The 25931-nt window shown below is 36.9% G+C and carries 22 protein-coding genes; 19 read left to right on the forward strand and 3 right to left on the reverse strand.

The window, feature by feature from the left end:
- Window positions 1-307: 307 nt before the first annotated feature.
- The 13 genes from CRS_RS05815 to CRS_RS05875 all read left to right on the forward strand — a co-directional run bounded on the left by CRS_RS05815 (window position 308) and on the right by CRS_RS05875 (window position 17271).
- Window positions 308-982, forward strand: a complete 675-nt coding sequence (locus tag CRS_RS05815) for a response regulator (RefSeq protein WP_002977493.1) — start codon at window positions 308-310, stop codon at window positions 980-982.
- A 48-nt stretch (window positions 983-1030) separates the two neighbouring features.
- Entirely contained in the window at window positions 1031-2062 is a 1032-nt protein-coding gene (locus tag CRS_RS05820; RefSeq protein WP_142723134.1) for a cell wall metabolism sensor histidine kinase WalK, read from the forward strand.
- Window positions 2063-2195: 133 nt separating this feature from the next.
- Window positions 2196-2789, forward strand: coding sequence for a plasmid pRiA4b ORF-3 family protein (locus CRS_RS05825; protein WP_142723135.1), 594 nt, complete (start codon window positions 2196-2198; stop codon window positions 2787-2789).
- Window positions 2790-2932: 143 nt separating this feature from the next.
- Window positions 2933-4282, forward strand: a complete 1350-nt coding sequence (locus CRS_RS05830; RefSeq protein ID WP_142723136.1) for an alpha-amylase family glycosyl hydrolase — start codon at window positions 2933-2935, stop codon at window positions 4280-4282.
- A gap of 153 nt (window positions 4283-4435) precedes the next feature.
- Window positions 4436-4876, forward strand: a complete 441-nt coding sequence (locus CRS_RS05835; RefSeq protein ID WP_142723137.1) for a GreA/GreB family elongation factor — start codon at window positions 4436-4438, stop codon at window positions 4874-4876.
- Window positions 4877-4892: 16 nt separating this feature from the next.
- A complete protein-coding gene (locus tag CRS_RS05840; RefSeq protein ID WP_142723138.1) occupies window positions 4893-5543 on the forward strand; it encodes a hypothetical protein in 651 nt (216 codons plus the stop codon).
- Window positions 5544-5681: 138 nt separating this feature from the next.
- Entirely contained in the window at window positions 5682-6476 is a 795-nt protein-coding gene (locus CRS_RS05845) for a thymidylate synthase (RefSeq protein WP_142723139.1), read from the forward strand.
- A gap of 76 nt (window positions 6477-6552) precedes the next feature.
- On the forward strand, window positions 6553-7992 hold the full coding sequence (locus tag CRS_RS05850; protein ID WP_142723140.1) for a hypothetical protein: 1440 nt from the start codon (window positions 6553-6555) through the stop codon (window positions 7990-7992).
- Between the two features lie 143 nt (window positions 7993-8135).
- A complete protein-coding gene (locus tag CRS_RS05855; RefSeq protein WP_142723141.1) occupies window positions 8136-8354 on the forward strand; it encodes a hypothetical protein in 219 nt (72 codons plus the stop codon).
- 22 nt (window positions 8355-8376) lie between these two features.
- A complete protein-coding gene (locus CRS_RS05860; protein WP_142723142.1) occupies window positions 8377-10887 on the forward strand; it encodes a M1 family metallopeptidase in 2511 nt (836 codons plus the stop codon).
- 169 nt (window positions 10888-11056) lie between these two features.
- Entirely contained in the window at window positions 11057-12382 is a 1326-nt protein-coding gene (locus tag CRS_RS05865) for a hydroxymethylglutaryl-CoA synthase family protein (RefSeq protein WP_142723143.1), read from the forward strand.
- 620 nt (window positions 12383-13002) lie between these two features.
- On the forward strand, window positions 13003-15792 hold the full coding sequence (locus CRS_RS05870) for a SusC/RagA family TonB-linked outer membrane protein (protein WP_142723144.1): 2790 nt from the start codon (window positions 13003-13005) through the stop codon (window positions 15790-15792).
- Between the two features lie 15 nt (window positions 15793-15807).
- Window positions 15808-17271 (forward strand): RagB/SusD family nutrient uptake outer membrane protein, encoded by a 1464-nt coding sequence (locus CRS_RS05875; RefSeq protein ID WP_142723145.1) that lies wholly within the window; start codon window positions 15808-15810, stop codon window positions 17269-17271.
- Window positions 17272-17315: 44 nt separating this feature from the next.
- Here the strand turns inward: CRS_RS05875 and CRS_RS05880 are convergent, their stop codons facing one another.
- Window positions 17316-18248, reverse strand: a complete 933-nt coding sequence (locus CRS_RS05880; RefSeq protein WP_142723146.1) for an AraC family transcriptional regulator — start codon at window positions 18246-18248, stop codon at window positions 17316-17318.
- A gap of 182 nt (window positions 18249-18430) precedes the next feature.
- Here CRS_RS05880 and CRS_RS05885 point away from each other — a divergent pair, with 182 nt between their 5' ends.
- From CRS_RS05885 to CRS_RS05895, 3 genes are all read left to right on the forward strand, one after another.
- Window positions 18431-19960 (forward strand): aldehyde dehydrogenase family protein, encoded by a 1530-nt coding sequence (locus tag CRS_RS05885; protein WP_142723147.1) that lies wholly within the window; start codon window positions 18431-18433, stop codon window positions 19958-19960.
- 252 nt (window positions 19961-20212) lie between these two features.
- Window positions 20213-21247, forward strand: coding sequence for an alcohol dehydrogenase AdhP (adhP, locus tag CRS_RS05890; protein ID WP_142723148.1), 1035 nt, complete (start codon window positions 20213-20215; stop codon window positions 21245-21247).
- Window positions 21248-21328: 81 nt separating this feature from the next.
- Window positions 21329-21712, forward strand: coding sequence for a DUF779 domain-containing protein (locus tag CRS_RS05895; protein WP_142723149.1), 384 nt, complete (start codon window positions 21329-21331; stop codon window positions 21710-21712).
- 56 nt (window positions 21713-21768) lie between these two features.
- On the opposite strand, the gene CRS_RS05900 is transcribed toward CRS_RS05895, so the two are convergent.
- Window positions 21769-22968 carry a dicarboxylate/amino acid:cation symporter gene (locus CRS_RS05900; RefSeq protein WP_142723150.1) on the reverse strand — a complete coding sequence of 400 codons (1200 nt, stop codon included), beginning with the start codon at window positions 22966-22968 and terminating at the stop codon, window positions 21769-21771.
- Between the two features lie 93 nt (window positions 22969-23061).
- Here CRS_RS05900 and CRS_RS05905 point away from each other — a divergent pair, with 93 nt between their 5' ends.
- Genes CRS_RS05905 through CRS_RS05915 form a run of 3 tightly spaced genes read left to right on the forward strand, consistent with a single transcriptional unit; the run spans window position 23062 to window position 24852 of the window.
- The gene (locus CRS_RS05905; protein WP_142723151.1) at window positions 23062-23976 is read left to right on the forward strand and encodes a DnaJ C-terminal domain-containing protein; all 915 of its coding nucleotides are present in this window, start codon (window positions 23062-23064) and stop codon (window positions 23974-23976) included.
- 3 nt (window positions 23977-23979) lie between these two features.
- Window positions 23980-24282 carry a chaperone modulator CbpM gene (locus tag CRS_RS05910; RefSeq protein ID WP_142723152.1) on the forward strand — a complete coding sequence of 101 codons (303 nt, stop codon included), beginning with the start codon at window positions 23980-23982 and terminating at the stop codon, window positions 24280-24282.
- 36 nt (window positions 24283-24318) lie between these two features.
- Window positions 24319-24852 (forward strand): YcxB family protein, encoded by a 534-nt coding sequence (locus CRS_RS05915; protein WP_142723153.1) that lies wholly within the window; start codon window positions 24319-24321, stop codon window positions 24850-24852.
- 77 nt (window positions 24853-24929) lie between these two features.
- On the opposite strand, the gene CRS_RS05920 is transcribed toward CRS_RS05915, so the two are convergent.
- Entirely contained in the window at window positions 24930-25922 is a 993-nt protein-coding gene (locus CRS_RS05920) for a PLP-dependent cysteine synthase family protein (RefSeq protein ID WP_142723154.1), read from the reverse strand.
- Window positions 25923-25931: the final 9 nt, after the last annotated feature.

Consider the following 25931-nt stretch of genomic DNA (forward strand, 5'->3'; position numbering starts at 1 on the left):
TTTTTCAAGGGCAAAATAAAGGCTAAGTTTTTAGGAAAACTTTAGGATAATCTTAATTAATTATGAAGTTTGCATTAACGGATAAGCTGAATTTACATTTGTCAAAGTTTCATTTATATAATTATAATATTTATTTTAATTTTAAAAAATATTGCCTATATTTGATTTGTGTGTGTTTATTCATTTGTTTTTTTATTGATTTTATAATTTAAGTGTAAAATGTAATTTTTTAATAATTAGTTAACATTTGCCGAATAGATGGAATCAATGGAAATAATTAATTTTGTGGGAATTCTTAAACTAGAAGATGAGCAAAAAAATTCTTTTAATAGACGATGAACTGGACATTTTAGAGATTCTGTCTTACAATTTGGAAAAAGAAGGGTATGATATCTATACTGCTACCAATGGTAATGAAGGTATAGAAAAAGCAAAGGAAATTGTTCCGGACCTTATCTTATTAGATGTCATGATGCCTGAGAAAGATGGTATAGAAACCTGTCAGGAACTTCGTAAAGTGAAAGAACTTCAAAAAACACTTATTGTGTTCCTTTCTGCAAGAAGCGAAGAATTTTCCCAGTTAGCAGGTTTTCAGGCGGGTGCCAATGATTACATCGTAAAACTGATCAAACCGAAAATCCTTATCTCTAAAGTAAATGCATTATTGCAGTTAACCTCTCAGGTTTCTGACAATGCTAAACTCATCGAAATCGGAGATCTTGTCATTGATAAAGATAACTTCAGAGTTTCCAAAAGCGGACAGCAATTTCTTCTTCCTAAAAAAGAATTTGATTTGCTTTACCTTTTGGCTTCCAATACTGAAAAGGTTTTCAAAAGAGAGGAGATTCTGGAAAAAGTTTGGGGAAATGATGTGATTGTAGGAGAGAGAACAATCGATGTTCATATCAGAAGGCTGAGAGAAAAGTTAGGAATCAATACGATTCAGACATTAAAAGGGATTGGATATAAACTGATCGTTTAATGATTTAAAAATCTTAACTTTACGTTCAATCATTAAAACGTTGTAAAATTGAAATTTTACAGACTTACCCTCGTTGCCTCCTGTCTGCTGACATTGGTAATGTTCCTTTTGGTAATCATATTTGATTCACTGAAAGATATCTATTATGAGACCCCTTTATTCAAAACGGGTCTTTTTATCTGTATTGTTCTGATCTTCCTGATCAACTGTGTAGTGCTTGAACTTCTTTTCAATTATTATGGCAGAAAACAGGTAAAAGGTCTTTCCGGTTTTCTCCCGCAGGAAATAGTACAGAATCATGACGAAAATATCACCATCAAAGAATTAGGGGAAAGGTTCTCGGATCTTAACCAACAGCAGGTATCAGAAATTGATATGATGAAAGAGATGGAGAGCTACCGTAAAGAATATATCGGAAATGTTTCCCATGAACTCAAGACTCCCTTGTTTTCTATCCAGGGATATGTAGAAACTTTAAGAGACGGTGGCGTAGACAACCTTACCATCAGAGACAAGTATCTGGAAAGAATTGATAAATCGGTAGAAAGACTGATTGCCATTGTAACAGATCTGGATATGATCAACAGGCTGGAAGCGGGTGAAATCAACCTTACCGTTTCTAAGTTTGATGTCAATCTTCTGATTAAGGAAATTTTCGACCTTCTTGATCTTGAAGCCGAAAAACGGAATACAACCCTGCAGATCCAGACCCTTCACCCGCAGATTTTTGTAGAAGCTGACAAACAGAAAATTTCCCAGGTTTTTATTAATCTGATCTCCAATGCTATCCATTATGCCAACAGACAGGAAGCAAAAGTGATTGTAAAAACCAGCATCCTGAAAAATAAGGTATTGATAGAAGTGATTGATAACGGAATGGGAATCAAATCTGAAATTCTTCCCAGAATCTTTGAAAGATTTTACCGTGTAGAAACCAGCAGAAGCAGGAGAGAAGGCGGTTCAGGGCTTGGTCTTGCTATTGTAAAGCATATTCTTGAAGCACACAACGAAAATATTACCGTAGAAAGCGTTTACCTTGAAGGTACAAAATTCAGTTTTATGTTGGAAAAAAGTAAATAATTCCGGCAAAATGTAAGAAAAAAAAATATTTTAAAAAATCCTGAAATATTTTTTTGTCACATGTCATTTATTATATATTTGCAACAGAGATTTATCATAATTATAAAGGCAAAAAGTAATTTAAGAAACTGATATGGTTTACAAAATCCGCGTAATATTAGATGCGAAAGAGGATATTTTCCGTGATGTCGAAGTTAAGGGAAAACAAACGTTATGGAACTTACATTTAGGAATTAAAAGTGCATTCAGTCTGCAGGGAGATGAGCTTTCTACTTTTAATCTGTTGGAAGATGACGGAACGATCGTAAAAAGTGTCCCATTGGAAGATATGAGTGATGATGGTGATGGTGAAATCATGTCAGATGTTTACATTGATGAAGCTTTTGAAAATGTAGGTGACAAAGCGCAATTCCAGTATGGACTTCTTGATCTTTGGGAATTTTTCTGCGAGCTTGTGGAAGTGATTGAGGAAACAAAAGGAGTTAACTACCCGATCACAGTGTACAGATTTGGAAATGTTCCATTGAAGGCTCCTAGCAAAAACGGAAATTCAGGAGGCAAAAAGAAATCAGCAATGCCATTGGTAGATGATGAATTCGGTTTTGATGAGGATTTCGGAGCCGGGGGTAATTTTGCAGATGAAGATGACAGCTTCGATGATGAGGAAGAAGAAGACTACAATGACGATGTCTTTGATGATGAGGATGACAATGATGACGAAAGATAGTCATACAATATACTTACTGGCCCTGGATTTCAATCCGGGGCTTTTTTATGCTGGGTCAACAAATTGCCATTCTGCTTTTAACGATTTTGCCTTTTTGCCCTTTTACCCCAAAAACAATCCTTAATTTTGTTAAAAATAGTTTAATGAAAAAATTAATTTTGTTAGCTGTAATTGGTCTGGGAATTGTTTCCTGTACCACTCAAAAAAATACCAGAAGGATGACAGAACTGCCAAAAGATTGGAAACATAACACAAATATCTACGAAGTAAATGTAAGACAATATACTCAGGAAGGAACTTTCAGAGCATTTGCAAAAGAAATGCCCCGCCTGAAATCTATGGGGGTAAAAACACTTTGGTTTATGCCCATTACCCCCATTGCCCAACAGAATAAAAAAGGGAGCCTGGGAAGCCCTTATGCAGCGGCAGATTATACCTCTGTCAATCCGGAATTCGGGACATTACAGGATTTTAAAGATATGGTGAACGAAGCACACAGGTTAGGATTTAAGGTAATTCTTGACTGGGTAGCCAATCACACAGGGTGGGATCATGTATGGACAAAAACTCACCCTGAATTTTATCTGAAAGATGCGGATGGTAAATTTCATATTGCTTCCGGAATGGATGATATCATTGAGCTGGATTATAAGAATCAGGCGATGCGTAAGGCAATGATTGATGCTATGAAATTCTGGGTGCAGGAGACCAATATTGACGGTTTCCGATGTGACCTTGCATCGTGGGTTGAAGTGGACTTCTGGGAACAGGCCCGTCCGGAAGTGGAAAAAATAAAACCTCTTTTCTGGCTGGGAGAATTCGATGAATTGGAAAGTCCGGAATACGGAAAAGTTTTCGATGCCAGCTATTCCTGGAAATGGATGCACAAATCTGCTGACTATTATAAAAACAATGAACCTCTTCAGGAATTAAAGGACCTGTTGAGACAATATTCCAATATTGGAGACGCTTCAATGAGAGCATGGTTTACCACCAATCATGATGAAAATTCATGGAATGGTACCGAATATGAAAAATATGGAGTAATCACAAAACCTATGGCCGTATTTTCAGTAACATGGAATGGTGTTCCGTTATTATATTCCGGCCAGGAACTTCCGAATATGAAAAGACTGGAATTCTTCGAAAAAGATGCCATCAAATGGACAAACACTTATCAGGTTGCTGATTTCTATAAAACATTATTAGATTTAAAAGCATCAAATCCGGCGTTAAGGGGAGGAGATACCAATGTGACAACCTATCTTCTTAATACGACAGCAAATGATAAAATTCTGGCCTATGTAAGGAAAAATGGTCAAGATGAAGTTCTGGTCGTTCTGAACCTGTCAAAAGAACCTGTTAATTTTTCCATTGAAGATGAACATGTATCAGGAACATTCAGAAATGTTTTTGATAAAACAAAAAGAGATTTCAATCATGGAAAAGATTTCAGCTTCAAAGTTTCTGATTATGCCGTATTTGAAAAATGAATTTTCCAACCTTTAAAGTCCCGTCTGAAAATGTAAATCTTAACAACCAGTCTTCCAGTGCACTCAATTCCCATCCTCTGGAGGGGTGTCAAAATCACAGATTTTGACGGGGTGGTTTATCTGCCACCTGTCCGCAATAAAAAAGATCATCTAATGAACAAACAGGAAATAATTAATATCATTAAAGCGAAAGCTGCGGAGAAAATCCGGTATTTTGAAAACCTTATTACAGAAACACGCGCGTCCAATAATGACACAAAAAGTTCTATGGGCGACAAATATGAAACCGGAAGGGAAATGCTTCAGCAGGAAATCAATAATCTTCAGCGGCAGCTAAATGAAGTTTTGAACCAGCAGGTTGTATTGCAAAAGATAACTTCAGAACCCTCTGAGAAAGTTCAGAATGGTGCTTTGGTGAAAACCAATAAAGGCTTATTCTATATTTCTGCTTCCATGGGAGAAATTTTTTCTGAAAATCAGAAGATCATGACGGTTTCTGCAGAATCTCCCTTAGTAAAAGCCATGTTTGGCAAGAAAATGGGAGATCGTTTTACCATCAACAGTATCAATCAGGATATTGAACATATTTGGTAAATCAATCTTTAATGATATGAAAATTAAAAATTTACTTCTCTTTGTCTTTTTATTGGGCAGTCTGACCATCAATGCACAGGTTCGTGCTACGGTTTCTGCAAAAACATATGATTTGGAAACGGTAAAACTGACAGTAGATGGTTTTGTAATTACACTGAATGCTGACGGATCAATTTCTGATTTTAATGCTCCTGATCTGAATGGGAAATTTGAGTATTATGATAATCAGGTTTTTGATAAAGCCAAATATGGTAAGCTGAAAAGTATTGGGGATGTCAAAATAGACTACTGGGATGATTCCGCATTTACAGGTGAAAAAGCAGGGAAGCTGAAAAGTATAGGAAATATTTCTATAGACTATTGGGAAGAATCTGCATTTACCACAGAAAAAGCAGGTAAGGTAAAGAAAATAGGTGGTCTCAATATAGATTACTGGCCAAATGATGTGATAGATAACAGCAGGCTGGGTAAACTGAAGACAATAGGAAATATCTCTATTGACTATGGAACAAAAGATATTATTGATGAAAGTAAATTTCAGAAGCTTATAAAATTTGGCCCGGTTAGACTGGATTATTCAAATGATAAATTTATTGATAAAAACAGATATGGCCAGTTAAAATCAATCAATGGAAACAATGAAGAAATCAGCGTTTCTGTATTATAATATTTCAGCTGTTTTAATCGCTTGAAAATATAATGTTTATACTCATTTAATAGAAAAGAGATATGCACCTTATAAAAAGCATCCATAGGTTGGGTGCTTTTTTTTTACTAAATTTGGAACTTAAAATCTCATTCAAAAATGCAAAACTACCTGGACCTTTTACAGCATATTTTAGACAACGGAACTGATAAAACCGATAGAACCGGCACTGGTACAAGGAGCGTGTTCGGGTATCAGTTAAGATATGATCTGTCAAAAGGATTTCCCTTGGTAACTACTAAAAAAGTGCATTTAAAATCTATTATCTATGAATTGCTCTGGTTTCTGAAAGGGGATACCAATATCAAATACCTTAAAGACAATGGAGTAAGTATCTGGGATGAATGGGCGGATGAAAACGGAGATTTGGGGCCGGTTTACGGAGCACAATGGAGAAGCTGGAGCGGAGCGGACGGAAAAGTAGTAGACCAGATCACAGAAGTAATCGATCAGATCAAAAAGAATCCGGATTCCAGAAGACTTATTGTATCAGCATGGAACGTCGCAGAAATTCCCAATATGGCACTGGCGCCTTGTCATGCCTTATTTCAGTTTTATGTAGCGGATGGTAAATTATCCTTACAGCTGTATCAGAGAAGTGCTGATGTTTTTCTTGGGGTACCGTTCAATATCGCGAGTTATGCGTTGCTTTTGATGATGGTAGCACAGGTTTGTGATCTTGAAGTGGGAGATTATGTTCACAGTTTTGGAGACGTTCATATCTATAATAATCATTTTGAGCAGGTAAACAGACAGCTTGCCAGAGAACCAAGAGCACTTCCGACCCTGAAACTGAATCCTGATGTTAAAAACATTTTTGATTTCGATTTCGAGGACTTTACCTTAGAAAACTATGATCCACATCCAGGGATTAAAGCTCCTGTAGCCATTTGATATTCTGTAATATCAGTCCAGCTCCTTTAATTTAATTCTATTATTTTTTGATATTAATAGACGATATAATCTGAATATGAAGGTAAAAAACGGCAATAATTATCTTGTATTATTAAATATCCTGATTATTGTTTACAATCTTTATATCAGCCTGACAATTTTTTCAGAAAAAATAATACTGACAGATGATCTGGCAAGAGTATATGAATTAAGGGCTATCTCAGAATCTTATTTCAGTTATATTCATTCCTTTCTGGATTCAGCAACGATGGCTGCAAGACCTGTATCCGGTTGGGTGACGGGAACGTTGTTTTATTTCTCAAAAAATAATGAATCTTTTTATCTTTTAGGGACTCTTTTTTTTCCGCTTTCATTAGTTGTGATATATTGGGTTACTAAAAAAATATTTACAAAAGAGCTGGCCAGTCTGATAACATTATTGTATTCAAGCTCAATAATGGGGACAAGTATTCAGTTTTCCTCTCTTATGCTTAATTCGAATCTGGCAACAATTTTCTTCGCTTTAAGTATTTATTATGCATACGTGCAGAACAAAATTATACCCAGTGCATTGTGCTTCATAGCCTCTGTACTAAGCTATGAAATTTTTATTCCTTTATTTCTTCTCCATCTTTTTATCATTAAAGAGAATAAGAAGAGGGTTTTGTTTGTTCTGCTTACTATGGGGGTGATAGTACTGTTCAGGAAATTTATTCAGCCCAACTTATTTTTGCATTCTTATCAAAGGGATATACTCAGTAAAATTTTTGATTTAAAACATATTTCATTTTCATTAGTCTGTGCTATAAAGCTATTTTTCAAAGATCTTTTTACAGGCCTCTGTAAAGGATTACTTAACATTGGAAAATTGAATGTAGTGGAAATGGTATTTTCATTGATAATTCCTGTGACTGTTTATAAAGTATTCAGCAAATATGATTTTAAAAGCAGAGTGGGGGAGTTTAAGAAGCTCAGTATCATTTCGGTTATTTCAATATTACTGGCATTAAGTATTTTCTTTTTTTCATCCTATATTCCAACTCTGTTCGGATTTGATAACAGGAATCTTGGAGCAATACGACTTTTCTATACGCTACTTATTATTTCAGGATTAATATATGTATCCGTTAAACTAAAATTACAGAACAGAACAATTTGTGTTTTGTTTACAGGAATTACTTTTATCCTTGTCACAACTAATATAAGTGTGAAAAACTCTTGGATTTATGCCAATCAGTTCAATAAAAAATTATTCAGCAAATTGAATACAGCTCTTCAGCAAAATAATATTAAGAGTGGAAACATCTGTGTGGAATATGATATGTTTAATGAGCTTAAATCCAATCCCAATCTTACACTAAGGGAACCTCTTTTTTATAATGACTGGGAAGCACCTTTGCTGAGTGAAATGAATGGCATTGATCCACAGAAAATTCATATTTACAACAATGACAAAAAAGTAAATTGTGAAGTGATATTTTATTATCAAAAAGGAAAAATAATCCGTACAAAATAATCCGTACCACAAATTATGCTTATATAAAATATGAATAGGCGTTCTTTCAGTAATTGTTTCTTAAATTTGAAAGAATAACTCCTACATTGAATCTTATGAAAAGATCATGTAGATTACAAATTTCAAATATTCAAAAATAAATCATGAAGTATTTAAAAATCAATATAGAAGAGAATGCTGATATTGAAGCGCTGAAAAATGCTGTACAACAGTTAAAAGGAGTTGCTTCAACAGAAATAGTGGACGAAGAAAACCCTGAAAGCGAGCTCAAAAAAGCCTTTGCTAAAACAAAGGAACAGCTTAAAAAGGGAGATTATGAAACTTTAGTCAATGATATTTTCGATATAATCATTAAAAAATAATTCTAAAAAATAAAGTAGACCGATGAGAAAGGCCATTTTATCAATTGCTATACTTGGAATTTTATTTTCCACTAACGTATCAGCACAAACTGAAACTTCAGGAAGGGAAAAAGTATACAGAGCTACCCATACCAAAGTAACAGAACTCAAACATACCAAGCTGAAAGTAAATTTCGATTATCAGAAAGAACAGATGAACGGGGAAGAATGGCTTACTGCCTCACCCTATTTTTATCCAGGAAATGAACTTACTCTTGATGCAAAAGGAATGCTGATTCATGAAGTCGCGCTTGACCATAACGGCAAAAAGTCTCCTTTACAATATGAATATAAAAACGATATTTTAAAAATCACTCTGGATAAAACATATCAGAGAAATCAGGATTATACAGTCTATATCAAATATACCGCCCGGCCGAATGAAGTAAAACAGCAGGGAAGTATGGCAATCAATGACGCAAAAGGACTTTATTTTATCAATGCTCAGGGAACAGATCCGGATAAGCCTACACAGATATGGACGCAGGGAGAAACAGAATCTTCATCCGCATGGTTTCCCACGATTGATAAACCCAATCAAAAGACAACACAGGAAATCTATATGACGGTTCCTGATAAATATATTACTCTTTCCAATGGCCTTCTGAAAGAATCCAAAAAAGAATCCAATGGCCTCAGAACCGATCACTGGGTAATGGACAAGAGACATTCTACCTATCTTTTCTTCATGGGAGTAGGAGAATACGCTGTGGTAAAAGATAAATGGAAGAACATTCCGGTTGATTATTATATAGAAAAAGAATATGAGCCGTATGCCAAACAGATTTACGGGAATACCCCGGAAATGATCGATTTTTTCTCCAAAAAACTGAATTATGACTATCCCTGGGCGAAATATGCTCAGATTTCCGGAAGAGATTATGTAAGTGGAGCAATGGAAAATACCACTGCAACACTTCATGGAAGTGATATTCTTCAAAAGCCGGGACAGCTTATTGATGAAAATACATGGGAAGATACCATTGCCCATGAATTGTTTCATCACTGGTTTGGAGATCTGGTGACAGCAGAAAGCTGGAGCAACCTCACCGTTAACGAGTCTTTTGCCAATTATTCCGAATACCTTTGGAATGAATACAAATATGGAAAAGACCAGGCTGATTATCACCTGATGACTGATGTGAATAACTACCTTCATAATCCGTCTGATTTTAATAAAAATCTGGTAAGGTTCAATTATGAATCCCGTGAAGATGTTTTCGATCTGGTAACCTATCAGAAAGGAGGAGGAATTTTAAATATGCTGAGAAATTATCTTGGAGATGATGCTTTTTTTGCAGGAATGAATGACTATCTCAGAACTAACGAATATCAAAACGCAGAGGCCCATCAGCTGAGGCTGTCTTTTGAAAAAGTATCTGGTAAAGATTTAAACTGGTTCTTTAACCAATGGTATTTTGGAAACGGAAATCCGAAAATCAATTACTCATCTACATTTGAGCCTGTGAAAAAACAGGTTGCTGTAACCATTAATCAAACCCAGGAAAAACTGTTTGAATTTCCTCTGGCTATAGACGTTTATGACAATGGAAAACCTAAAAGATACAATGTCTGGGTAAATGCAGAAGCCAAAAATACTTTTAATTTTGATGTCTCTAAGACTCCGGATCTTGTCAATATCAATGCAGATGGCGTTTTACTTGCAGACATTACAGATACCAAAACTCCGGAACAGAATCTGATACAGTTTACAAACTCTAAAGAATTTAAAAGCCGATATCTGGCGTTAAGCGGGATCAAGGATCAAACAGGAAAGAGTCCTGCAGCTGTAAAATTATTAGCCGCTGCACTGAAAGATCCTTTCTTCAGGGTAAGAATAAAAGCTTTGAATTTAATAGACCTTACCAATCCTGAACAAATGAAGGCATTGGGTGCTGAAGTTGAAAAACTGGCTTCCAATGATCCGAAGACATTAACTCAGGCTGCAGCTATTACGGCTTTAGGAAAGACAAAAGACAAGAAGTATCTTCCGTTATTTGAAAAAGGAATGAATGCCGTTTCAAATGCCGTGAGAGGAAGTTCAATGAGCGCAATTCTTACCATCGATCCGTCGAGAGCAAATAGCCTGGCTGATAAAATTGATATGAAAGGAGCTTCAGATGAATTGCAGGCACAACTGCTTCCGATTATTGTGAAGAACAGAATTGTATCCCAGATAGAGAATATTGCTCCTCTTGCCACTTTCTATCCGTTTATTAAATTCCAGAACCCGGAATTGGGAAAAGCAGCAGAAGACGGTTTCAACTGGATTATGACTTCTGATAATCTCAAAGCGACAGAAAGTATCACAAAAATAGCCGGATATGCCAAAAATCAAATGGCAGATAACCCACAGGCTAAAATGATGATGGTTCAAATGCTGAAAGATGGCTTGAGCAAAAAAATGGAATTACTGAAACAGAATCCACAGAACGCAGCAAGCATCAACAAGCAGATTGATGTGATTAATAAAGCCATTGAAAATTATAAATAAAAGAAGGGAGCCGGTAAATTTACCGGCTCCCTTCTTTTTATTGCCGAATACTAAACTGCCAGATTATCATTCAAAATACATTGATTTTTAATGATGTTGTAAAAATCACTACTTTTTAGCACTGTTTTTTGCGTTATCTTTCATAAATTCGTTTAAAATTTAGACAATTATGAGTTTTGGAATTGAAGCAGCGGGCTATTATGTGCCTGGTTTATATTTGGAGATTAAGGATTTAGCGGAAAAAAGGGGAATAGAACCGGCCAAATTGGAAAAAGGCTTGGGTCTTCATAAGATGGGACTTTCTGATGTTCATGAGGACGCTGCTACCTTTGCAGCAGAAGCATTACTGAAGCTTATACAAGATTTTCATATCAATCCTAAGGAAATAGCAAGAGTATATCTGGGAACAGAAAGTGCAGTGGATGCTGCAAAACCTACGGCCTCTTATGCTGTACAGATGGTAGAGAAAGTATTGGAAGAAGAGTTTGGGGCAAGATGTTTCAGAAACTGTGATGTACTGGATATGACTTTTGCGTGTGTGGGGGGAGTAGATGCGTTGCACAATGCTCTGGATTTTGTAAGAGTGAATCCTGATAAAAAAGCTGTAGTGATTGCCAGTGATTATGCCAAATACGAGCTGGCTTCTTCAGGCGAATATACACAGGGAGGCGGTGCGGTGGCCCTTTTAATCTCATCAAAACCTGACCTTCTTGAAATCGAAAATAACTGGGGGGTTGCTTCAGAAAGTGTTTTTGATTTTTTCAAACCGAGAAGATCTTATAAGAAAGAGAATCTGAATGGAGCTCCGGAAACGTACCCTGAAAAAATTGAAATCTTTACGGATGAACCTGTTTTTGACGGACAATATTCCAATCAATGCTATCAGGATAGAATAAGAGAAGCTTACAATCATTATAAAGAGATAACAGGAAAGGAAAAACCTTATGAAAACTGGGAGTATATTATTTTCCATCTTCCCTATGCCTTCCATGGGAAAAGAGTCTTTACTGAAATCTACAGTCTGGAGAATAATCTTTCTTATGAAACTGTGGATGAACAGAAATCTGTGGCCAAATCTGAAAGCTACCTGAAATTAATCAATGATAAGATAGAAAAAACGCAGAGAGCGTCATCAGAAATAGGAAATATGTATACAGCTTCTATTTTTATGGCGTTTCTTTCGGCATTACAAACATCTTTTAATGAACATGATGAGCTTTCGGGAAAAGAGATTGGTTTTATAGGCTATGGAAGTGGCTCGAAATCGAAGGTTTTTGCCGGTAAGGTTTCTGCTAACTGGAGAAGCGTAGTAGAAAAATGGAATTTATTTGAAAGCCTGAATAAAAGAACAGCTGTTGATTTTGAAACTTATGAAAAACTTCACAGAAAACAGCTGAATGAATCTGTAAAAAATTATAAGGGTTTTGGGCTTGTATCTGTTGAAGACGAAAATCCTGTATTAATAGGAGCCAGAAATTACAGCTACCAGCACTAATTTTATTAAACAATTAATATCGAAAGCATCTCTTATTTGAGGTGCTTTACTTTTTATAAATATGAAGTTACTGTAAAAAATTATAATGTTTTTACAGTCGAATTATTTTTGATTTTAATGATAAAATGGTTAAAAAAATACAGTAAACATAGATGGAAATCCGATAGGTTTTAACCCAATTTGGAATTAGATATATTAATGATTTTTTAATTTTAATCCCGGCCAGACCATCATAAAACAGGGATTAGTTGTTTGTAATAGCTTTTTTTTATATAAAAATTAAGAAAAAAAACGCTTTTTTTTAGTTTTTTGCTTGAAATTGAGAATTGGTTTTGTTTATATTTTACGTTGATTTTTTATTTTTAAATTAATTTTTTTAACCTTTTATTTAAAATGTGTGTAAATTGATTTTAATTTTAAAATTTATTAAAATTCCGTTAATGTATAAATTGACTTATTTTTTGTTAATTTTTTAAATACAATTAAAATGATTTCCCATCATTTCTTAAGTATCAATGTGAATATCTCCGTTCTGGAAGCCGGTTTTCAGCGTTTAATGAATTGATGTTACAGATATTTATCGACATATTTGTCGCTTGAATATATTAAAATCTGTTAATATGAATGTGAAGTTACATGTATTAAGTGCAGGAGCTTTGTTTTTTTTAGGACAAGCTGCTTTTGCACAAAAATCTAAGAATGATTCTGTTCTGAAGGAGAATAAGATCGATGAAGTAATCGTTACTGGATACCAGAAGAAAAAAGCAGATGAAATTACCCAGGCTCAGGCTGTTGTTGGTGGTGATGAAATCAGAAGAAACTCTCCTACAACGTCTATCGGGAACTCTTTACAGGGTAGAGCTTCAGGGGTATTTGTACAAAGTACAACAGGGCAACCAGGTGCTGCTGCGACAATCTTGGTAAGAGGAGTTGCCGGTGTAGGTGGTTCTTCGGAACCTACTTATGTAGTAAACGGAATGTATATGACTGCTAGACAGTTCAGTGCAATCAACCCTGCAGACGTAGAATCTATTTCAATTCTTAAAGATGCTGCTGCTACAGCACAGTATGGTGCAAGAGGTGCAAATGGAGTAGTTGTAGTAACTACTAAAGCTGGAAAAGCTGGGAAAACTCATTATTCATTCGAAACTAAGTTTGGTTTCAGTGAAAAGTTGAGAGACAAAAACTACACGATGATGAACTCAAGGGAGTTGATGGATTTTCAGAATCAATTGGGATACCTTGGATTTAAACCACGATCTCAGCAGGAAATGGACAGGCTTGCGGCTTATGATCACAACTGGCAAAAAGACCTTTTGAAGCCTTCAAGCATTCAGTCTTACTTATTCAGCGCACAAGGTGGTTCCAGAGAGAGTACTTTTTACTACTCTTTAGGTTATGACTCTGACAATGGAATTATCAGAGATATAGATGGTCTTAAGAGATATACAGGTAACTTTGGATTTACGAATAAACTGAGTGAAAAACTTAACGTTGGTATCAACCTTGGGGTTCAGTATCAGGAAACACAGAATTTCAGAGACAGAAACAATACACAGAACCCATTTGGAGCAATGTATAAATACGCTCCATATGAGCCGATTTATAATGCAGATGGAAGTTATAACCAGACCATGAGAGCGGGTTCTAACGTTGTTGAGCAAATCCGTAATTATAGATTAGACGATCAGAGACTAAGAATTCCGGTAACCTTATTTGCTGAGTATAAAATTATTGATGGTCTGAAGTTTAAAACCAATTTCAATGGTCTTTATGATTGGTACATGGGAACCCAATGGCTGAAAAAAGGTTCAAACCTGGATATCACCGTTAATAAAGTTCCTACAGGTGCATTAAATAAAAACTCATTCTATACATTTAACTATACCTGGAATAACTCCATTAATTATAAAAAATCATTTGGAAGCCATAACTTTGATTTCTTAGGATTTATCGAATATAATGATAACTTCAACGAAACAATGAATGGGGGTGCCTATGGATTGAAATCTTCTCAATTAAGTGTTCCTTCTATTACAACGCCTTCTGATAGAAATACATTTACTGGGGTTAAAACAAGAAATACTCTATTCAGTTTAGCGGGTCTATTAAACTATGATTATGCTGGTAAATACTTGGTAACGGGATCATTGAGAAGAGATGCTTCATCAAGATTTGGTGCCAATAATCAAAGTGGTGTCTTCTGGTCTGCAAGTGCTGCATGGAATATTGCCAAAGAGGATTTCATGAATGGAGGCTTTATTAATGATTTAAAGCTTAGAGGATCATATGGTACAACAGGTAATGATGGAACACTGCCGGATTACTATAACGTAACCAATGTTAGCTATGGATTATATGGTTCTAATGGAGCTTTATATCCGGGAACATCAAGCAGTTTTATTATTGGTAACGAAAATCTTAAGTGGGAATCTAACGCAATTACCAACTTAGGGGTTGATTTCACAATGTGGAACAGAAGAATCCGTGGATCCGTAGAAGTTTATAAAAATAAGAGAAAAGACTTTGTACAGTTAGTACCTTTGGATAAACAGGAAGGAGGATATTACCAATATATCAATGCAGGAGATATGTCTCAGAAAGGTCTTGAGGCAGAATTAAGTGTTGACGTGATCAAACAAAAAAATTTCCAGTGGAATTTGCATGCTAATATTTCCTTCCAGAATTCAGTTCTTGATAAATTAGCAAATGGGCAGACAGAAAGAAATTTAGGAGATACTTATCTTAAGGTAGGTGAAACGCCATATGTATTCTACAATGTTAGATTTGCTGGGGTAGATCCAAGTAATGGTAACGCTCTATACTATGACAAAGCAGGAAACATTACTGATGTTTACAGTGCTTCTAATGCAGTTCCACTTACTGATAAATCTCCATTCCCAAAAAGTTTTGGTGGATTTGGTACTACCGTTCAGTACAAAGGACTTGATTTCAGTGCAGACTTTGCATTCAAATTAGGTGGATATACTTATAATAACATGTACGCTGCTGCTGTTGATCCAACATTGGCTGTTGCTGGTAGAAATATGGCACAGGCTGCTGCTCAGGTTTGGCAAAATCCTGGAGACACAGGAGTATTCCAAAAAGTAGACTCTAATGGTATGCGTGACTCCGATCAGTGGATTGAAAAATCAGATTATCTAAGGTTGAGATCACTTACTTTAGGGTATACATTTGATAAAGCGTTCCTTGGAGAAGGATCTCCAATCAACAAGCTTAGAGCATATGTACAAGGACAAAACTTATTTACTGTGACTAAGTTCCACGGCGAACCTGAAGTTTCAGTAGGATCTGGTGAATCTACGGCATTATTTGTACCTGGCTCATATAACCTTTATACTTATCCAGCTGTAAGAACAATCTTGGTAGGATTGCAATTAGAATTTTAATTTTTGAATAGCTTTATGAAAAAGAATATAATAAAAATAAGTTTAGCTGCGTTAACCATGTTTGTTTCGTTAACGTCTTGCGATAGAAATTTAGATCAAACATCTTCAATTAACGAAGAACAGAACCAGGCAATGACCAGACCTGAATCATTTAGACAGGCTATGGATGGAGCTTATACAGCTCTTAAAGGAGTAGGATACTATAATGGAGATACTGGTAATCAGCTTATCATGGGTGATCTTACTACTGATAATTTAGTTCGTACGGCTTCTGGTAGAAATACCAATTCTGCAGCATCTAATTTCGAGTTTTCTTCAGATAACTCACAAACAACAGGTTTATACAGTGCCGCTTATCTTGTAGTTAGTAGAACTAATTTTGTTTTGTCATATATCAATAACGGAGTGTTATCAGGTACTCAAAAAACAAATATTGAAGCTGAAGCAAGAGCATTAAGAGCTGCAGCTCATTTTGATATTGTAAGAGCCTATTCTCAAATTCCGACTCAATCTGCAGGAGCTAAAAATGCAACGGGAATTTATTATTCAGAAAACTATAATCCTTCGAATACAACATCATCTAGAAATCTAACTGTTGATCAGGTATATGATAAAATTATAGCAGACTTATTATTTGCTGTTGATAATATCACGCAGAATGATGCGGATAAAGGAAGATTAAGCAAAGCTGCCGTATATGGATTGTTGTCAAGAGTAAACCTTTATAGAGGTGATTATGCCAATACAATCAAATATGGTGAGTTGGCATTGGGGCTTTCTCCAAGTATTACAACATTGGATAACTTTACCAGAATCTGGAAAGAAAACGAAGGTTTATCCAGAATTACAGATGGTGTTTTGTTCCAGGTATCAAATGCACCAGCTGAATTGAATACAGTGGGAGTTGCATATAACCAGTCTGTACCAAGCATTAGATCTGAATTTGTTGTGGATTATGATCTATATACTGCTTATACTGCTAACGATATCAGAAAAGGAGCTTACTTTACGACCAGTACATATAGTGGACAAAAATACAACCACGTTACAAAATATGCTGGAAACGGAGGGCCAGCCAATATTGTGCCGATCAAGTATCTTAGATCTGCTGAAGTATTATTGAATATTGCAGAAGCATATTACAGAACAGGGAATGGTGCACAGGCTCTTGTTTTACTAAACAAGCTAAGAGCTGAAAGATATACTTCATTTACTCCTGGAACAGAAACAGGACAGGCGCTTTTAGATGCTATCCTGAAAGAAAGAAGACTGGAGCTTGCATTCGAAAACGACAGATGGTATACTTTAAAGAGATTAGGGCTTTCTGTTCAGAGATCAGGTAAAGGAGATCTTTTTGACGGTACAGGAACGCCGGCTGTTGCACAGAACCTTCCAGCCGGAAGCTTAAAGTGGCAATGGCCAATCCCTATCACCGCTATTCAGGCGAATCCTAATATTAAACAAAATGATGGTTACTAATCATTATTAAAAATAACCCCGGAGTTTTTACTTCGGGGCTTTTTTTATATGGACTGTCTTACCACCATCCTATCCTGGTAGCTTTTCGGAGTTACTCCCTCCAGTTGCTTAAATACTCTGGTGAAATAATTCGTATCTGAAAACCCTGTCTGAAAAGCGGTTTCCTTGATGCTGGTCTGGCTGGCTAATAATTCTTTCGCCCGGTTAATTCTTTCCTGTAAAATAAAATCATTTGGAGAGGTTCCCAACTCGTCTTTGAACATTTTAAAGAAGTTTGACTTGCTTACGTAGGCAAGCTTGGCAATACTGTCAATCGACAATTTCTGATGCAGATTACGTTTAATATAATCTACCACAAATCCTATCCTGGATTTATTCTTGGCAATATTCTTTTCTACCATACTTCTTGCCTGGGTCTGCATGAGTCTGATCAGAAGTTCCTTCAGGGCAAAGTCTGCCATGATATCCTTTTGAGAGTTATCATCCATCGCAATTCTCATAATATTGTTAGTAGCAGAAGCGAGGGCTTTATTATTAAAAAGAAAATACTCATCCAGCTGAATATTCCATTGTGAGGCTTCGTCCACTTTGGGAAGATGATAATTCAGATAGTTGAGAGAATCCTCAATAAAATCAGGATTAAGACTTAAAGAAATACACTGTGTAGGAGTTTCATCCGCCTCCGGAAAGTCAATCACCATGGTTTCCCCCGGTGCTACCAGAATGCTTTCACCTGGATAATAATCAAAATAATTGGTTTTATTATCAAGTTTCATGTGCTTCTTCCCTCTCAGCATCGCTGTAAATGCAATATTTTCGAAATGCAGTTTTACATCATAAGCAGCCTTATGGGTTTCGTAAATATTAAATTCACAATTGTTTAGATTGAACTTCGTCTGGTTTTCAACAAGACTCAATAGTTGGTTTTCCTTACGTAATTCAGGAGTATTTAATAAAATCTTACTATTGTTATTCATTTCTAAATTTTTTTCAAAAGGAGGTAACTCAAATATAGAAAATTTGACTGTATGTTGCTGTTAATAAAATACTAAAATTCAACTCACTGTACTATTTTACACTTTTTTTGTACGATTGTGCTATACTCTTTTTGGCTTCTCAGTGTAATTTGGCATTAACGAAAAAATAAAAACAAACTAATATGAGCACTATTACAGAACCAAGATCAACGACTCTATTACAGCGTCCTCAGTTTAAAAACAGATATGATAACTATATCGACGGAAAATTCACCCCACCTGTTAAAGGCCAGTATTTTGATGTAGTCTCTCCGGTAGATGGGAAAAATTTCACTCAGGTGGCCCACTCTTCCAAAGAAGATTTGGAATTGGCGGTAGATGCTGCTGAAAAAGCATTTCAGACATGGAAAAATACTTCCTCTACAGAAAGAAGCATCATTCTGAACAAAATTGCAGACAGGATAGAACAGAACCTTGAATACCTCGCAACGGTCGAAACTATTGATAACGGTAAAGCTGTAAGAGAAACTCTGGCAGCAGACTTACCTCTGGCTATTGATCATTTCAGATATTTTGCATCCGTTATCCGCGCCGAAGAAGGATCTCATAACGAACTGGATAAAGATACTGTGTCGCTGATCGTTCATGAACCCCTTGGAGTAATCGCGCAGATTATCCCGTGGAACTTCCCGATACTTATGGCGGTCTGGAAGCTGGCTCCGGCATTGGCGGCTGGTAACTGTGTTGTTTTAAAACCGGCAGAAAGTACCCCTGTCTCCATTATGGTTTTAATGGAACTTATCGGAGATCTTTTACCGGCAGGCGTTGTTAATATTGTCAACGGATTTGGAGCAGAACTCGGAAGAGCCCTGGTGACCAATCCGAAAGTTGCCAAAGCAGCATTTACAGGATCTACCGCAACAGGACGTCTGGTGATGCAGTATGCAACAGAAAACATCATTCCGGTTACCCTGGAATTGGGAGGAAAGTCACCCAATGTTTTCTTCAACTCAGTAATGGATGCAGATGATGAATTTTTAGATAAAGCGATAGAAGGAGCTGTTCTTTTTGCCCTTAATCAGGGAGAAATCTGTACATGCCCTTCACGGTTACTGGTTCAGGAAGGTATTGCTGATGCCTTTATTGAAAGAGTGATTGAAAGAGTAAAAGCGATCAAAGTAGGAAATCCATTGGACAAAACCGTGATGATGGGTGCTCAGGCTTCACAGATTCAGAAAGATAAAATCCTTTCCTATATCCAGCTGGGAAAAGAAGAAGGAGCAGAAGTGCTGGTGGGAGGTGATGTCAATCATCTGGGAGAAGATCTGGAAGACGGATACTACATTCAGCCTACCATCTTCAAAGGAAATAACAGAATGAGAATCTTCCAGGAAGAAATTTTTGGTCCCGTCCTGGCATTTACTACTTTTAAAGACGAGGAAGAAGCTGTGAAAATTGCCAATGATACCATCTACGGACTGGGAGCAGGAGTATGGACAAGAGATGCGCATCAGCTGTACAATATTCCGCGTCAGATTGAAGCAGGAAGAGTATGGGTGAACCAGTATCATTCTTACCCTGCAGGAGCACCTTTCGGAGGCTACAAACAGTCAGGAATCGGAAGAGAAAATCATAAAATGATGCTCGACCATTACCGTCAAACTAAAAACATGCTGATTTCTTATAACAAGAATAAGTTAGGTTTCTTTTAATATTATTTAGGACGTGCCCGATTGCCTTGGCTTTTCCCAGGGCAAAACGGTCGGGCTATGCAGGACTGCACTTCGTTTCGGTGCTCCATTTCATTCCGCACCGGCTCGTTCCTCGCCGCCCTTACTATCCCTCACGCAGGAAATATCAGTATTTTGATATGATATTAACTCTCAAAAGAAATTCACTGAAGCAGTTCAGCTGTAGAGATAAAAACTAATACAAAAAAATAAACTCAATCCAAAAAATAAAATATGATCCCAAAAACAATGAAAGCGGCGGTAGTACAAGGCTACGGTCAGCCTCTGAAAATAGAAGAAGTACCTGTAAGAGAACCCGGAAGATATGAAGTCCTTGTCAAAGTAATTGCCTGTGGTGTCTGCCATACAGACCTGCATGCTGTAGATGGCGACTGGCCGGCAAAGCCGAAAATGCCTCTTATCCCCGGACATGAAGGGGTAGGTATTGTGGTGGCTTGTGGACCTGAAGCTTTTGTAAAAGAAGGAGATGCGGTAGGAGTCCCTTGGCTCTATAGTGCATGCGGATGCTGTGATTACTGTATTACCGGATGGGAAACCCTTTGTGAAGCACAGAAAAACGGAGGGTATAGCGTAGATGGCGGATTTGCAGAGTATGTTATTGCAGATTCGAGATATGTGGGACACCTGAAACCGGATGTTAACTTTCTGGAGATTGCCCCTATTTTATGCGCCGGAGTAACGGTTTATAAAGGATTAAAAGAAACAGAAACAAAACCTGGGGAATGGGTTGCCATTTCGGGAATCGGAGGGCTGGGACACGTGGCTGTTCAATATGCAAAAGCAATGGGAATGCATGTTGCTGCCATTGATGTAGCAGATGATAAACTTGAGCTGGCAAAAAAATTGGGAGCCGATCTTGTAGTCAATGCAAAAAACACAGATCCTGGAGAATATTTGCATAAAGAAGTCGGCGGAATGCACGGCGCATTGATTACAGCAGTTTCGCCTATTGCTTTCAAACAGGGAATAGATGTACTGAGGAGAAAGGGAACCATTGCTTTGAATGGCCTTCCTCCCGGATCTTTCGAGCTGCCCATTTTTGAAACGGTTTTAAAGAGGATTACAGTAAGAGGTTCTATAGTAGGAACCAGAAAAGATTTACAGGAAGCATTGGATTTTGCCAATGAAGGATTGGTAAAAGCGACGGTTACTCCTGCAAAGCTTGAAGACATCAATGATGTCTTCGATAAAATGAAAAAGGGTCAGATTGATGGCAGAATCGTTTTGGATATTGCCGGCTCAAATTAAATGAAGATGTGTTGTGGATCCCGGTTAATTATTTTACCGGGATTTTTTATACTTCAGGTAATATCAGGTTAAATATTAAGAATGGAAACAAAAATATCAAGACTTTCAGCAACAGAACAGGCGCTTGAAGTAATCCGTAAACTGGAAGATCAATATGGACCTCTGATGTTTTATCAGGCAGGAGGATGCTGTGAAGGAACACAGCCGCAGTGTTTTGAAAAAGGAGGATTTTTTCCCCGAATGAATGATGCCATGATCGGTACCGTCAACGGACATGAGTTCTGGATAGACCGGGATCTTTTTGAGTACTGGAAATATTCACACTTTACACTCGATGTGACAGATGGTTTCGGACCCGGAGGATTCTCCCTGGAAACCCCTTTAGGAAAAACCTTTAAAGTTCATTACAGGCTTTTCACTCCTGAAGAATATGAAAATCTGGAGCCGGTAAAACGTAGCGAATAAAAGTCATTAGTCAAACAGTTTTGTAAAGAAGTGTTTACAGCCACGGTATTCATCAGTCAGACCTTTACAAACCGGCTGACAAACATGGCGGCAACGATGTCTCCTACAGCATTCAGTACTGTTGCTAAAGGATCTACCAAAGTTCCGATGATCATCACAGCAGGAATAGCCTCCTGAGGTAATTTATAAACAGAGATCATCAGCATTTCCCCAATATATCCTCCATTAGGAATACCTCCAGCCACAATACTCACAAAGACTGTAATTCCCAAAGCTAAAAGAAGGTTGGCAGGATCAAAGAAATCTCTTCCGATAATCAGGAAAGCTACATAGATCTTGATGATAGATGACATGGAAGACCCGTTTTTATGCAGCGTAGTACCAATGGGAATCACCAGGTTGGCAATAGAATTCGGTATCCCGATTTTTGATGCAGCCTGTAAATTGGCGGGCATTGTTGCAAAGCTGCTGCATGTACTTATAGCAGTTAATGTAGGATATATAGCATTGGTCCAGAAACTTTTCACCCCCTTCTGTCCATTCGCCATAAAAGCATAAATAGAGAAGAACACAAGGAAGTAAATAACTCCTGCAACATAATATAATCCTAAGGGTTTGGCATAAAACCCAAAAAGCTGTGGCCCTAAAGTGGCAACCTGATAAGCAAAATAAGCTCCAAGACCAATCGGAGCAAGTTTCATAACCAGCAAAAGAAGTTCTTTCATTACTTCATATCCTGAAGCGATAAAAACTCTGAAAGGCTGACCTTTTTCTCCTGTTTTTCTTGCTGCAAATCCTGTCAGAAATGCAAATACCAGAAGAGCCAGCATATTTCTTCTCGAGAAAAGCTCTGTAAATTCCCCTACCGTAAAAAAGCTTACAATTCTGTTGCCCCATGTATCTTCATGAGCTGCTTCGGAAATAATCTCAGAACTTCCGGAGATTCCAGATACCGGAAACAGGTATACTGCGCAAATGGTAAAAATAGCAGCCGTGAGAATGAAAAATAAAAAGGTAAGTGCCATAACCAGGATGATCCTTCCAAATTTAGACTGCTGCTCGAGTGATGCGATAGAATTGGATACCGCAAAAAATACCAAAGGAACTACACTCACAAAAAGCAGATTAAGAAAAATATCTCCTAAAGGTTTTATGTATTCCACAAAACCGGGCGCAACAATTCCAATGATGCTTCCAACAATGATCCCTAAAAGTAAAAACAGGATTCCGGAGTAGTTTTTCAATACATCTTTCATGTATAGCATTTTATCAAAGATAGGTTTATTTTTAACATTCTGTTATACAATTTTCAAACCTAAATTTCATAAATTTGAGTAAACCTCATTTCTATGGCTTATATAGATTATTATAAAATTTTAGGCGTAGATAAAAACGCAACACAGGATGATATCAAAAAGGCCTACCGGAAACTGGCCAGAAAACATCATCCTGATTTAAATCCCGGCGATAAAGAAGCAGAGAAGAAATTCAAAGAGCTGAATGAAGCCAATGAAGTCCTCAGTAATCCTGAAAACCGTACCAAATATGATAAGTACGGAGAACACTGGAAACATGGTGAAGAATACGAAAAGGCCCAACAGCAACAGCAAAGACAGTATCAGCAGCAAAGCTACAACGGAGGGTTTTCCGGTGCGGATTTTGGCGAAGGAGAAGATTTTTCAGATTTCTTCCAGAGCATGTTTGGTGGAACCGGCGGAGGATTTGGCAAGAGTTCAAGAGGAAGGGCTTCCGGAAAATTTAAAGGACAGGATATACAGGCTGAACTGAATTTAAGCTTAAGAGATGCCGCAACCACTCATCAGCAGACTTTTGATATCAACGGCAAAAAAGTTAGGATCACCATTCCGGCAGGGGTATATGACGGACAGCAGATCAAACTGAAAGGACATGGAAATTCCGGCGTAAACGGAGGACCTAACGGAGACCTGTATATTACCTTCAATATCCCGGCAGATCCGGATTTTGAAAGAATAGGGGATGATCTGAAAACAAAGGTTGTGATCGATTTGTACACCGCCGTTTTAGGTGGAGATGTAAAAGTGAATACGCTTACGGGCAATGTCAATCTTAAAGTAAAACCGGAAACCCAAAACGGAATTACCGTAAGATTGAAAGGAAAAGGTTTTCCTGTCTATAAAAAAGAAGGTGAACATGGAGATCTTTTTGTAACCTATGAAGTGAAACTGCCAACGAACCTTACTGAAAAGCAGAAAGAACTTTTTGAACAACTAAAAAATTCATAAGCTATGAGTGAAAGAATATCACGGGAAGAACTCGTAAAAATATATAATATAGAAGTCACTTTTTTTGATGAACTTGTAGATTATGGGCTGCTGAACATTCAGATTGAAAATAATATTCATTACCTGATGTATGAAGACCTTCCTGATCTGGAAAAATTTGCCAACTGGTATTATGATCTTGAAATAAATCTTCCCGGTCTTGAAGTGATTTATAATATGCTGAAAAAGCTGGATGCTCTGAACCGCAGAAACAGAGAACTGATGAATAAACTTTCTGCAATAAATGATCAATATGAAGATAATTAATGTAGTTTTGTAGCTTTTAAAGCAAATTCTACAATTATGAATGAAGAAAAGGTGATTACCCTAAAACCAGACAGAAAGATTTTTGAAGCTATTTATTTTAGTGGTAATCAGGGCAGTTTGCTTTTTTCACCGACAACAAAAGGTAAGACCATTACGACCATGGCAGCAGCTGTGATCGTATTTACTGTATTTCTTTTAAAAGATTATTTGACTAAAGAAAGTGCGGGGATTTTATATTTTTTAAGCTTTATATTTTTGCTTTGTGCAGTTTTTCTTTCAGTAAGTGTTAACAAAGTTTCAAGATGGAAGAAACAGGTCAATCATTATTTAAATCGACTGGAAAAATGCAAAGTGTATGAAATCCGGTTTGATAAGAACTTTTTTACAGTAAATATTGATGGGGAAAAAGAAACAAGTGAATGGAAAGATTTTGAGTATTTTGACAGTACTCAGGATTTCATTTCCCTTGAGGGAAAATACAGCTATATGTTTCCCAGGAAAGCAATGAGCGAAAGAGAATACAGTCTTCTCAAAAATACATTGAAAGAGAAAGTAAATGTCAACCCATAAAATAAAAACGGAGCAAAATTATTTTGCTCCGTTTTTATTATTTATAAATTAACTTTTTTACCTTTTAGCAATTTTGCTTATTTACTTTCTTCCAGCCATCCCATTTCCTTCATCCACTCGTCATTGTAGATTTTTCCTACATATCTTGAACCGTGGTCATGAAGTAAAACTACAATTACATCATCTTTAGTGAACTGATCTTTCATCTGAATCAGTGATGCAATGGCACTTCCTGCAGAATATCCACAGAAAATTCCTTCTTCTTTAGCCAGTTTTCTTGCATAGATAGCACCGTCCTTATCCGTTACTTTTTCAAAATGATCAATGACAGACATATCATAATTTTCAGGAATGATATCTTCCCCGATTCCTTCTGTAATATAAGTGTATGCGTGATCATAATGCAGTTCACCTGTTTCGTGGAATTCCTTCAGAATAGAACCATAAGTGTCAACCCCGATAACTTTAATCTCCGGATTTTTTTCTTTGAAGAAGGTTCCGCATCCGGTAATTGTACCTCCTGTTCCGGCTCCTACTACAAAGTGAGTCAGTTTTCCTTCTGTCTGCTCCCAGATTTCCGGTGCTGTAGACTCATAATGAGCCGCTCTGTTGGAAAGGTTGTCATACTGGTTGACATACCATCCGTTTTCTGTTTCTTTAGCCAGTCTTTTTGAAACTGAATAATAAGAACGCGGATCTGTAGGTTTTACGTCAGTAGGACAAACAATTACTTCTGCACCTACAGCACGAAGAATATCACATTTTTCTTTTGATTGTTTTGAGTTGGTAACAAAAATACATTTGTAACCTTTGATGATTGCTGCCAATGCCAGTCCCATTCCTGTATTTCCGGAAGTTCCTTCAATAATGGTTCCTCCAGGTTTTAATCTGCCGTCTTTTTCAGCATCTTCTATCATTTTAAGAGCCATTCTGTCCTTCACTGAGTTTCCGGGATTGAAGGTCTCTACTTTTGCCAATACTAATGCCGGGAAATCTTCACCTAATACTTTGTTAAGCTTTACCAGCGGTGTGTTACCTATCGTTTCAAGGATATTTTTTGCGTATTTCATAAATGTTTT

Source organism: Chryseobacterium sp. ON_d1, from assembly GCF_006829085.1.
Classification (GTDB): Bacteria; Bacteroidota; Bacteroidia; order Flavobacteriales; family Weeksellaceae; genus Chryseobacterium.

Excerpts from the sequence above, each read along its gene's own strand:
- CRS_RS05860 (WP_142723142.1), top strand. The coding sequence starts at position 8,377 with ATGAGAAAGGCCATTTTATCAATTGCTATACTTGGAATTTTATTTTCC.
- CRS_RS05855 (WP_142723141.1), top strand. The coding sequence starts at position 8,136 with ATGAAGTATTTAAAAATCAATATAGAAGAGAATGCTGATATTGAAGCG.
- CRS_RS05900 (WP_142723150.1), bottom strand. The coding sequence starts at position 22,968 with ATGAAAGATGTATTGAAAAACTACTCCGGAATCCTGTTTTTACTTTTA.
- CRS_RS05865 (WP_142723143.1), top strand. The coding sequence starts at position 11,057 with ATGAGTTTTGGAATTGAAGCAGCGGGCTATTATGTGCCTGGTTTATAT.
- CRS_RS05905 (WP_142723151.1), top strand. The coding sequence starts at position 23,062 with ATGGCTTATATAGATTATTATAAAATTTTAGGCGTAGATAAAAACGCA.
- CRS_RS05910 (WP_142723152.1), top strand. The coding sequence starts at position 23,980 with ATGAGTGAAAGAATATCACGGGAAGAACTCGTAAAAATATATAATATA.
- CRS_RS05840 (WP_142723138.1), top strand. The coding sequence starts at position 4,893 with ATGAAAATTAAAAATTTACTTCTCTTTGTCTTTTTATTGGGCAGTCTG.
- CRS_RS05895 (WP_142723149.1), top strand. The coding sequence starts at position 21,329 with ATGGAAACAAAAATATCAAGACTTTCAGCAACAGAACAGGCGCTTGAA.
- CRS_RS05845 (WP_142723139.1), top strand. The coding sequence starts at position 5,682 with ATGCAAAACTACCTGGACCTTTTACAGCATATTTTAGACAACGGAACT.
- CRS_RS05850 (WP_142723140.1), top strand. The coding sequence starts at position 6,553 with ATGAAGGTAAAAAACGGCAATAATTATCTTGTATTATTAAATATCCTG.
- CRS_RS05835 (WP_142723137.1), top strand. The coding sequence starts at position 4,436 with ATGAACAAACAGGAAATAATTAATATCATTAAAGCGAAAGCTGCGGAG.
- CRS_RS05815 (WP_002977493.1), top strand. The coding sequence starts at position 308 with ATGAGCAAAAAAATTCTTTTAATAGACGATGAACTGGACATTTTAGAG.
- CRS_RS05825 (WP_142723135.1), top strand. The coding sequence starts at position 2,196 with ATGGTTTACAAAATCCGCGTAATATTAGATGCGAAAGAGGATATTTTC.
- CRS_RS05885 (WP_142723147.1), top strand. The coding sequence starts at position 18,431 with ATGAGCACTATTACAGAACCAAGATCAACGACTCTATTACAGCGTCCT.
- CRS_RS05870 (WP_142723144.1), top strand. The coding sequence starts at position 13,003 with ATGAATGTGAAGTTACATGTATTAAGTGCAGGAGCTTTGTTTTTTTTA.
- CRS_RS05880 (WP_142723146.1), bottom strand. The coding sequence starts at position 18,248 with ATGAATAACAATAGTAAGATTTTATTAAATACTCCTGAATTACGTAAG.
- CRS_RS05915 (WP_142723153.1), top strand. The coding sequence starts at position 24,319 with ATGAATGAAGAAAAGGTGATTACCCTAAAACCAGACAGAAAGATTTTT.
- CRS_RS05920 (WP_142723154.1), bottom strand. The coding sequence starts at position 25,922 with ATGAAATACGCAAAAAATATCCTTGAAACGATAGGTAACACACCGCTG.
- CRS_RS05830 (WP_142723136.1), top strand. The coding sequence starts at position 2,933 with ATGAAAAAATTAATTTTGTTAGCTGTAATTGGTCTGGGAATTGTTTCC.
- CRS_RS05875 (WP_142723145.1), top strand. The coding sequence starts at position 15,808 with ATGAAAAAGAATATAATAAAAATAAGTTTAGCTGCGTTAACCATGTTT.
- adhP (WP_142723148.1), top strand. The coding sequence starts at position 20,213 with ATGATCCCAAAAACAATGAAAGCGGCGGTAGTACAAGGCTACGGTCAG.